Source organism: Streptomyces sp. NPDC037401, assembly GCF_055602345.1.
On record NZ_JBVJWO010000031.1, the window covers coordinates 77,226 to 86,580 of the forward strand.

The 9,355-nt window shown below is 73.2% G+C and carries 7 protein-coding genes and 1 pseudogene; 7 read left to right on the top strand and 1 reads right to left on the bottom strand.

All coding sequences use genetic code 11. The annotated features are described in order from the left end of the window. The first annotated feature begins 119 nt into the window (after nucleotides 1–119). From ACZ7H1_RS28315 to ACZ7H1_RS28335, 5 genes and pseudogenes are all read left to right on the top strand, one after another. On the top strand, nucleotides 120–539 hold the full coding sequence (locus tag ACZ7H1_RS28315) for a hypothetical protein (RefSeq protein WP_470790620.1): 420 nt from the start codon (nucleotides 120–122) through the stop codon (nucleotides 537–539). 449 nt (nucleotides 540–988) lie between these two features. Next, the gene (locus tag ACZ7H1_RS28320) at nucleotides 989–2,320 is read left to right on the top strand and encodes an integrase (RefSeq protein ID WP_470790621.1); all 1,332 of its coding nucleotides are present in this window, start codon (nucleotides 989–991) and stop codon (nucleotides 2,318–2,320) included. Nucleotides 2,321–2,326: 6 nt separating this feature from the next. Further along, nucleotides 2,327–3,421 (top strand): annotated as a pseudogene (locus tag ACZ7H1_RS28325) (hypothetical protein); the annotation flags it as partial. A 147-nt stretch (nucleotides 3,422–3,568) separates the two neighbouring features. Then, nucleotides 3,569–5,128 carry an SDR family oxidoreductase gene (locus ACZ7H1_RS28330; RefSeq protein ID WP_470790622.1) on the top strand — a complete coding sequence of 520 codons (1,560 nt, stop codon included), beginning with the start codon at nucleotides 3,569–3,571 and terminating at the stop codon, nucleotides 5,126–5,128. Between the two features lie 309 nt (nucleotides 5,129–5,437). Further along, the gene (locus tag ACZ7H1_RS28335; RefSeq protein ID WP_470790623.1) at nucleotides 5,438–6,811 is read left to right on the top strand and encodes a cryptochrome/photolyase family protein; all 1,374 of its coding nucleotides are present in this window, start codon (nucleotides 5,438–5,440) and stop codon (nucleotides 6,809–6,811) included. On the opposite strand, the gene ACZ7H1_RS28340 is transcribed toward ACZ7H1_RS28335, so the two are convergent. Continuing rightward, entirely contained in the window at nucleotides 6,786–7,787 is a 1,002-nt protein-coding gene (locus ACZ7H1_RS28340; protein WP_470790624.1) for a MerR family transcriptional regulator, read from the bottom strand. The two genes, ACZ7H1_RS28335 and ACZ7H1_RS28340, sit on opposite strands and share 26 nt — an antisense overlap. A gap of 110 nt (nucleotides 7,788–7,897) precedes the next feature. Here ACZ7H1_RS28340 and ACZ7H1_RS28345 point away from each other — a divergent pair, with 110 nt between their 5' ends. Together ACZ7H1_RS28345 and ACZ7H1_RS28350 are read left to right on the top strand one after the other, a co-directional pair. Further along, nucleotides 7,898–8,551 (top strand): sigma-70 family RNA polymerase sigma factor, encoded by a 654-nt coding sequence (locus tag ACZ7H1_RS28345; RefSeq protein WP_470790625.1) that lies wholly within the window; start codon nucleotides 7,898–7,900, stop codon nucleotides 8,549–8,551. A 194-nt stretch (nucleotides 8,552–8,745) separates the two neighbouring features. Further along, nucleotides 8,746–9,354, top strand: coding sequence for a hypothetical protein (locus ACZ7H1_RS28350; RefSeq protein WP_470790626.1), 609 nt, complete (start codon nucleotides 8,746–8,748; stop codon nucleotides 9,352–9,354). Nucleotide 9,355 lies beyond the last annotated feature (1 nt).

Here is a 9,355-nt window from a genome sequence, read left to right on the forward strand (position 1 = left end):
CATGAGAGGACATCAAGGCACCCCGGCATACCCCTGACCTGCGGAAATTTAGGGTCGACTTGAAGCCAAAATGGGGGCCAGTCCTGGCTGGTCCCGGCCAGTCCTGCCAAGATGGGGCCATGGCACCCAGTGACCTTGAACGTCTCGCCGCTGCGGCACGCAGTCGCCGCAAGAACCTCGGCGTTGCCTTGAACGACGCGAACGCCAAAGCCGGCGGCACGTCCAAGAAGACCTGGCAGCGAGTTGAGAATGCCTTGGCGATCCGCGAGACGAACTACGTCAAGATCGACGGGCTGCTCCACTGGGCTCCTGGGAGCTGTCTAGCCATCCTCGCGGGTGGCGAGCCGGTGTCTGTGGATCCCTCGCAGGCGGAGCCGGGCACTGCCATCTCCGAGCTACCGCCCGAGGTGCATGACGCCGAAGTCCGCGATGTGATCAAGCTCGCCGCAATCGCCACGACGGACGGACTCACGTCGGAGGAGATTCGGGCGTTGAGCGAGCGCGCGGTGCAGGATCTTCGCGCTGCAGGGCTCATCTGATCTTTAAACTCAGCCGATGGTCGTACAACCATCCCTGGGGTCACGGCTACACGCAGAAAAACATCGTTCACTTTCTGCTGAAGTGGTTCGCATTTCCACCACACGTGGCAGAGTCGGATCACGTCCTCCGAGGCTCCCGCACCGTCCCTGACACTAGGGGGAGCCATGCTTCACACTGGCGCGCTCATAGTCGACTACGGCCCCACCTTCCGCGGTGAGGCTGTTCTCTCCGACACTGGGATCGTCTGCGTAGTACCAGGCCAGGAACAGGCCCGCCCTGCGGCAAAGTCCGTGATGCGGGAGTTGGTTCACCGGCTTGGCGGTAACTGCGACAGCTGCCGCGGCTGCCCTCTCGGCGCCTAGGCCCTGCCGCATGGAGCACGCCGTGGAGCCTCGGCAGTGTGGGGCTGCCAGGCACCGCGGCGGCCGGCACATCAAGGGGACACAACATGGCCAAAAGGGCCCTCGACGTGTACACGGAGTGGCGCGGCGGAACCTGCCGCGTGAAGTGGTGGACGGGCGCCTATCACGAGAATGGGCGCAAGCGCTTCGAGTCCAAAGGCGGGTTCACCGACGAAGAGGCCGCCTACCGCCACGGCTTGGACCAGACGCACGACATCCGCCACGGCGTACAGGTCAGCAACCGTGACGGCTCGACGCTGATGACCGACTGGCTGGACAGCTGGCTGGCCGCCATGAACCACGCGCATCTGACGGAGAAGGGCTACCGCTCCGCGGTGGAGACGCACATCCGTCCCTACTTCAAGCGCAAGTCTGTAGCGGACATCGACGTCCTTGCCTACCGGGCGTTCCGCAAGCACCTCCACGGCGTCCTCGGCGAGAGGTCCGCCCGGCAGGTCATGATGGTTCTGGGCATGATCTTGGACGACGCAGTGCCGCGGCTCATCAAAACCTCACCAGTTGAGCGCACCAAGCGGCGCGGCAAGTTCGTCAAGAAGCCGAAGGAGCGCAAGAAGGACATGCTGCCTGAGGCGGTCGAGCAGCTGGCCCGCAACGCGAAGACGCTATTCGGCTACTCCGGGTACGTGTTCATCTGGACGATGGCCATGACCGGCATGCGCCCCGCCGAACTGTTTGGTCTCACGCGCGACTACTGCTACCCCAACTGGCCGGCCTCTGATCCGCGACCCGATGCTGAGGAGGCGGAGCGGTACGCAGAAGACATGGAGCGCTACGGCAAGGGTCAGGACGTCATGCAGGCCATTCGTGTTGAACGCCAAGTTCAGTACGCTGACAGCAAGCTCCAGTTCTTCCCTCCGAAGTACGCCAGCTCCCGCACGCTGGTCATCCCTCCGTTCCTCGGCGACATGCTTGAGGAGCTCCTCGCCAGCCACGACAGGCATTGGGTGTTCCCCGCCATCGAGGGAGGATCGCTGGCCGCCGTGAACTTCGACTACGCCTACTGGCGGCTGATCGCCGATGGGACGCCTGAACGACTCGGGCGTTTCGCGAGGCCGGCGATGAAGGCGGTGCCTTCGTTCAAGGGCAGGCGGCTATACCTCATGCGGCATGGCCACAAGGCCTGGCTGGACGAAGACGGGCACAGCAAGTTCGCGGTCGAGTCGCGGATGGGGCACGAAGTGCCAGGCGTTGAGGGCGTCTACAGCAGCGTGACAGTGGCCATGGAGAGGGCCATCATTAAGACACTGCAGGAGCGTTGGGAGTTGCTGCAGGGAGCCCCAGCTTCGGTTTCCCAGTCTTTTCCCACTCAGGGGCGCGAGGCCACGCCCCTTGCAGGTCAGGCGAATCCTGGCCCTTGATCTACCGACTTCTCGAAGATCTTCAAGGACACCTCCGGAGGCGCGTACTTCTACCTCGACCACCAGGACCGGGCCGTGCTCGCCGACTCGCGGCAGCACATCCTGCGCCTGGCGCACTCCCAGAACCCGGACGGCAGCTGGAAGTTCACGGTCGAGGACGACTGGGACCTCACCCCGCAGGTGCCCCACGACTGCGTCAGCTGGACCAACCTGTGGCCCAGCGGCACCTGTGACCCCGTCACCTCGGTGATGCCCGACTGGGACGGCCGGATCTGGTGGATCACCCGCCAGGGCAGGGTCGGCACGGTCGACCCGGACACGGGCCGGATCCGCTCGGTCCGGCTGGCGGGCGAGGAGATCCAGAACTCCTTCTCGGTGGCCGAGGACGGGGTGTCGATCGTCTCCGACCACGCCCTCTACGGCTTCCGCGCCGCCGCCGACGGCACCCCGCAGATCCAGTGGCGCGAGACGTACGACCGCGGCACGGGCACCAAGCCGGGCTCGGTGAACCAGGGTTCGGGCACCACCCCCGACCTCTTCGGCGAAGACTACGTCGCCATCACCGACAACGCCGACGACCGGATGAACGTCCTCGTCTACCGCCGCGCGCCCGGTGTGCCGGCCGGCGAGCGCCTGGTCTGCAAGGTCCCCGTCTTCGGCTCCGGGGCCTCGACCACCGACAACTCCCTGATCAGCTGGGGCAACAGCCTCGTCGTCGAGAACAACTACGGCTACGAGAACCCCACCACCCTGCTGCTCGGCAAGAGCGTCGTCGGCGGCGTCAGCCGGATCGACGTACGCGCCGACGGCAGTGGCTGCGACACCGTCTGGGAGAGCGCGGTCCGCTCGCCCTCGACCGTCCCCAAGCTCTCCACCGCCAACGGTCTCCTGTACTTCTACGAGAAGGAGCCCAACTTCTGGGGCATCGACGCCTGGTACCTGACGGCCGTCGACTTCCGTACCGGTGAGCGCCGCTGGCGCAAGCTCACCGGTACCGGCCCCGCGTACGACAACAACTGGGCCCCGGTCACCCTCGGCCCCGACGGCACCGCGTACGTCGGCGTCTTCAACGGCATCGTGGCCGTCCGCGACGCCGGCTGACCGCGGCGTTCCGCCGGACGGGTGGGGGCACACGGCCCCCACCCGTCTCCCGCCGCACCCCTGACCTGCACCGACGGCGCGTGCACCGGCGCCGCCACCCGTGCGGAAGAGAGGTGTGCACCACGCGGCGCGGGAAGGGATCGGCCCATGACGGACGCACGAGACGACGACCTCCCCGGCCTGCGGTGCCTGGTCACCGGGGCCACCGGCTACATCGGCGGCCGCCTGGTCCCCGAGCTGCTGGCCGCCGGACACCGGGTCCGCTGCCTGGCCCGCTCCCCGGACCGGCTCCGCGACCACCCCTGGGCCGGCCAGGCCGAGGTCGTACGCGGCGACGTCACCGACGCCGCCTCGGCCGGCGCGGCCCTGGAGGACGTCGACGTCGCCTACTACCTCGTCCACGCGCTGGGCGCCGGAGCGGACTTCGAGCGCACCGACCGCGAGGCCGCCCGCACCTTCGCCGACGCGGCCAGGGCGGCGGGAGTGCGCCGCATCGTCTACCTCGGCGGCCTCACCCCGCGGGGCGTACCCGAACGGGAACTCTCCCCGCACCTGCGCTCGCGCACCGAGGTCGGCCGGATCCTGCTCGACTCCGGAGTGCCCACCACCGTGCTGCGCGCCGCCGTCATCATCGGCTCCGGCTCCGCGTCGTTCGAGATGCTGCGCTACCTCACCGAGCGGCTGCCGGTCATGGTCACCCCGAGCTGGGTGCGCACCCGCATCCAGCCCGTCGCCGTCCGGGACGTGCTGCGCTACCTCGTCGGCAGCGCCCGGATGCCGGCCGGGGTCAGCCGGACCTTCGACATCGGCGGCCCCGACGTGCTGACGTACCGCGACATGATGCACCGGTACGCGGCCGTCGCCGGGCTGCCCCGGCGCGTCATCATCCCCGTGCCCGTCCTCACCCCGCGGCTCTCCAGCCTCTGGATCGGGCTGGTCACGCCGGTGCCCCCGGCCATCGCCCGGCCGCTCGCCGAGTCCCTGCGGCACGAGGTCGTCTGCGCCGAGCACGACATCGCGGCCCACGTCCCGGACCCGCCCGGGACCCCGGTCTCCTTCGACCGGGCCCTGGCCCTGGCCCTCCAGCGGGTCCGGGACGCCCAGGTCACCACCCGCTGGTCCGCCGCCTCCGTGCCCGGCGCGCCGAGCGACCCGCTGCCCACCGACCCCGACTGGTCCGGCGGCAGCCTCTACACCGACCTGCGGGAGCGCGAGGTGGACGCCGGTCCCGAGGCGCTGTGGCGGGTGATCGAGGGCATCGGCGGCGAGAACGGCTGGTACTCGATGCCGTTCGCCTGGGCGGTACGCGGCTGGCTGGACCGGCTCGTCGGCGGCGTGGGCCTGCGCCGCGGCCGGCGCGACGTGCACCGGCTGCGCGTGGGGGAGTCGCTGGACTTCTGGCGCGTCGAGGAGATCGAGCGCGGGCGGCTGCTGCGGCTGCGCGCCGAGATGCGGCTGCCCGGCCTCGCGTGGCTGGAGATGCGCGCCGAGCCCGTCGGGGGCGGGCGCTCGCGGTACCGGCAACGGGCGCTGTTCCACCCGCGGGGGCTGCTGGGGCACGCGTACTGGTGGAGCGTCTCGCCGTTCCACGCCGCGGTGTTCGGCGGCATGGCCCGCAACATCGCCCGTGCGGCGGAGACCGCCGCCGGGGAGGCCGCGGCCCCCGGCGGAGGGGCGGCCGCGCAGGGCGAGGGCCCTGCGCCGTGAGCGGGAGGTCCCGCGGCGCCGGGGAGCCCGCCCGCCCCGGAGCCGGCGGTCCTGTCCGGTCGCGTCCCGGCGGGGTCCGGCCGGTGCCCGCCTGCACGCCGTCCGCGGGCGCGCCCCGGCGGCTCCCGCAGCCGCCCGGCGCGCCTGCGCGGGGCCTGCACCTGCGGGGGACGTCCGCGCGGGGCCCGTGTCCCCGAGGCGCCTGCGCCGCATCCGCATCCGCCGGAGGCCCCCGGGGCGAAACAGCGGGCACACGCCCGACCCGCACCCGTTCCCACCGCCCCGGTGCCGACCGCCAGGAGTTGTGCCATGACCGTCCCGGTCGTCCTGTTCACCTCGGATCTCCGGCTCCACGACCACCCGCCGCTGCGCGCCGCACTCGGCCGGCGGGGCGAGGCCGTCCCGCTCTTCGTCCGCGACCCGGCTGTGGAGAAGGCCGGCTTCGCCGCGCCCAACCGGCTCGCCTTCCTCGCGGACTGCCTGCGCGACCTCGACTCCGGCCTGCGCGAGCGCGGCGGCCGCCTCGTGGTGCGCGCCGGGGACCCCGTCGCCGAGGTGTGCGCCGTGGTCCGGGAGGCCGACGCCGACGAGGTGCACATGGCGGCTGGGTACACCGCCTTCGCCCGCGCCCGGGAGGAGAGGCTGCGCCACGCGCTCGAAGCCGGGGGCCGCCGCCTCTACGTCCACGAAGGGGTGGCCACCGCCCTGCCGCCGGGCGCCGTCACCCCGCAGGGCTCCGACCACTTCGCCGTGTTCACCCCGTACTTCCGGCGCTGGTCGCAGCAGGCGCTGCGGACCCCGCTCGCCGCGCCGCGCACGGTCCGCGTGCCCCGCGGCATCGGCTCCGCGGAGATCCCCTCCCGCGCCGAGGTCCCGTCCGTCTCCGAGGGGCTGGCGCAGGGCGGCGAGAGCGAGGGCCGCAAGCGGCTCGGCGGCTGGCTCGCCCGGCAGGCCGACGGGTACGAGGACCGCCACGACGACCTGCCGGGCGACGTCACCTCGCGGCTGTCGCCGTACCTGCACTTCGGAGCGGTGTCCGCCACCGAGGCCGTCCACCGGGCGCGGTACCGGGGCGGGGCGGGAGCCGAGGCGTTCGTACGGCAGCTGTGCTGGCGGGACTTCCACCAGCAGGTGCTCGCCGCCCGGCCCGGGGCCGCCACCGAGGACTACCGGCCCCGGCAGGACCGCTGGCGCACCGGGCCCGCCGCCGAGCACGACCTGTGGGCGTGGAAGGAAGGCCGCACCGGCTACCCCGTGGTGGACGCCGCCATGCGCCAGCTCGCCCACGAGGGCTGGATGCACAACCGGGGCCGCCTGCTCACCGCGTCGTTCCTCACCAAGACGCTGTACATCGACTGGCGCGCCGGCGCCCGGCACTTCCTCGACCTCCTCGTCGACGGAGACGTCGCCGAGAACCAGCTCAACTGGCAGTGGGTGGCGGGCACCGGCACCGACACCCGCCCGAACCGAGTCCTCAACCCGGTGCTCCAGGGCAGGCGCTTCGACCCGTACGGCGCGTACGTACGGCGCTGGGTCCCGGAACTCGCCGACATCCCGGTGTCGGCCGTCCACGAGCCGTGGAAGCTGAAGGGCGCGGAGCGGGAGCGGTACGCCTACCCGCACCCGGTGGTCGAACTGTCCGACGGCCTCGCCCGCTTCAAGCACGCCCGGGGCCGGGACTGAGGCTGCCGGAGGCCGGCCCGTACAGCCCGCCGAGGGTCGTCAGCGCCTCCCGGAGGCCTCCCGGGCGCAGCATCCCGGGCCGCGGGGCCGGGCCCGCCCAGCCGGGACCGGCGAGCAGCAGCACCGGGCGGCTCCGCGCGCCCCTGACGCCCCAGGCGCCGGCGGCGATCCGGCGGGCCAGCGGATGGTCGGCGGTCGCGCGGGCCTGGGACCACAGCACGACCGCCGCGGGACCGGTCCGCCGCACGGCCTGTTCCAGCGCCCCGGCCGGTACGGCGGCGCCGAACATCCGGGTGGGCAGGGCCCGTTCGCCGAGCCCGGCGGCGAGTGCCTCAAGCGGGAGGGTGTGCTGCTCGCCGGGCACACAGGCGAGCAGCACCGCGGGCGTACCGGCGGGGGCGGGAGCCGCAGCGGCCGCTCCCGGCGTCCCGGCCGCGCGCGGGACGCCGCGCAGCGCCGTCGACACGTGCCAGGACAGCAGGTGCTCCACCTCGACGTACCGGTCGCCCGACGACTCCCACTTGCGTCCCACGGCCCGCAGCGTCGGAGCCATCACCTCCTCCCAGGCGGTCACCAGGCCGTGGTCCGCGACCAGGGAGCCGAGCATGGCGTCCAGAGCCGGTGCGTCGAGCCGTACGGCCGCGCGGGCCAGGCCCCGGCACTCCTCCCGCACGGTGCCGAGGGGCAGGCCGCCGCCCGCGCCGCTGTGGCGGGCGGCGGTGGCGGGGCGGCCGGCCGGCGCGGTACGGCCGCCCGCGGCCCGGGCCGCCTCCCCGGGCGGGACGCCGGTGGCGGTCAGCCGGCACATCTCCTCCAGCACGGCGATGTCCCCGGGGGCCCAGCGCCGGTGCCTGCCGTCCTCCCGGGCGGCCGGGCCGATGCCGTAACGCCGGTCCCAGGAGCGCAGGGTCGTGGGAGAGACGCCCAGCCGGCGCGCGACCGCCCCGGTCGTGAGGCCGGGCTGCGGTTCGCTCATGCCTCCACGATACGACGCACAACCGATGCGAGTTGAGCGCCGCGTGGGGTGCGCCGGACGCTGGGGGAGCCGCTACCGGCCGGTCCGGTACGGCGGAAGGAGCAGTCGCCATGACCGCGCCCGTCACGGACCCCCCCGTCGCAGACGCCACGGTCACGGGAGCCCCCGCCCCGGACGCCCTCGTTCCCGCGGAGCTCGCGGACGACGAGCTCGCGGCCGGGCTCGTACGCGGCGAAGAGCAGTGCCTGGCCGCGGCCTACCTGCGCTGGGGCCGGCTCGTGCACACCCTCGCCGCCCGCACCCTCGGCGATCCGCGCGAGGCGGAGGACGTCACCCAGCAGGTGTTCCTGGCTGCCTGGCGGGGGCGCGAGGGCTACCGGCCCGAGCGGGGCCCCCTCGCGGGCTGGCTGGTCGGCATCACCCGGCGCAAGACCGCCGACGCCCTCTCGGCCCGTACCCGGCGCCTGGCCCTGGTCGCGGCGGCAGGTGCCGCCCTGCCGCCCCCGGGGGCGGCGGAGGGAGTGGGCGGGCACACCGACGCCGTACTGAACCGGCTGGTCGTCTCCGGCGAACTGGCGAAGCTGCCCCCGGTGCAGCGCGAGGTGCTGGCCATGGCCTTCTACGGCGACCTCACACAGGTCCAGATCGCCGAACGGACCGGTCTGCCCCTCGGCACCGTCAAGAGCCACGCGCGCCGCGGGATGCAGCGGCTGCGGGGCGTACTCGCCTCCCAGGGCTCCGCGGGACCCGGCAGCCCGGCCTGACGGCGGCCCCGCGCCTGCGCGGACCGGTTGCCGTGGGTGCGGCGGGACCGGCAGGCCGGGCGGGCACATGACCTCCGGCCGGACGCGGCACATGACCTCCGGCCGCGGTGTGGCCGCCCGGCACTGATGGGCCGGGCCCCGCCGTTCGTACGGTCTGGTCGTCCCCCTCACCCGGCCGACCAGGAGTCGCACCCATGTCCACCACCTCTGCCCGGTCCCGCGCCGGGACCCCGTCCGCCACCCCGCCGCCCCCGGCCTGGCTGCTGCGCTTCGGCGCGGTCTGCGGCGTCGTCCTGGCGCTCTCCCTCGGCGTGCCCGGGGTCGTCGAGGCGTTCACCGGGGAGACGGCGGCCACCAGCTTCGTGCTCGGGCTCGGCGCGGCCTTCGGCGCACCTGCCGTCACGGCCCTGTACTTCCACCACAGCGCCGCCGCCGGACGGCTCGGCGCCGTCGCCTATGCGGTGAACCTCCTCGGCCTCGGCCTGTTCACCGGCGTCGGCTTCGCCCTGAACCTCGTCGTCTTCTTCCTCGACGACCCGGTCCTGCCCGCGCCGAGCCGGGCCGCCGTGCTGGGCAGCGCGTGCGTCTTCGTCCTCGGCACCGTCCTGTTCAGCGCGTCCATGGTGCGCGCCGGAGTCTTCCCCCGGCTGCCCGCCTGGGGGTACGGGATCTGCCTGACCGCGCTCGCGGTGGCGGCCCCGCTGCCCGACAGCCCGTGGACCGGCGCCGTCCACGTCCTCGCCGCCGCCTCCCTGGTCCGGCTCTCGCTGGCGGTCTGGCCGAAGCACGGGTCCGCCCGGTGAC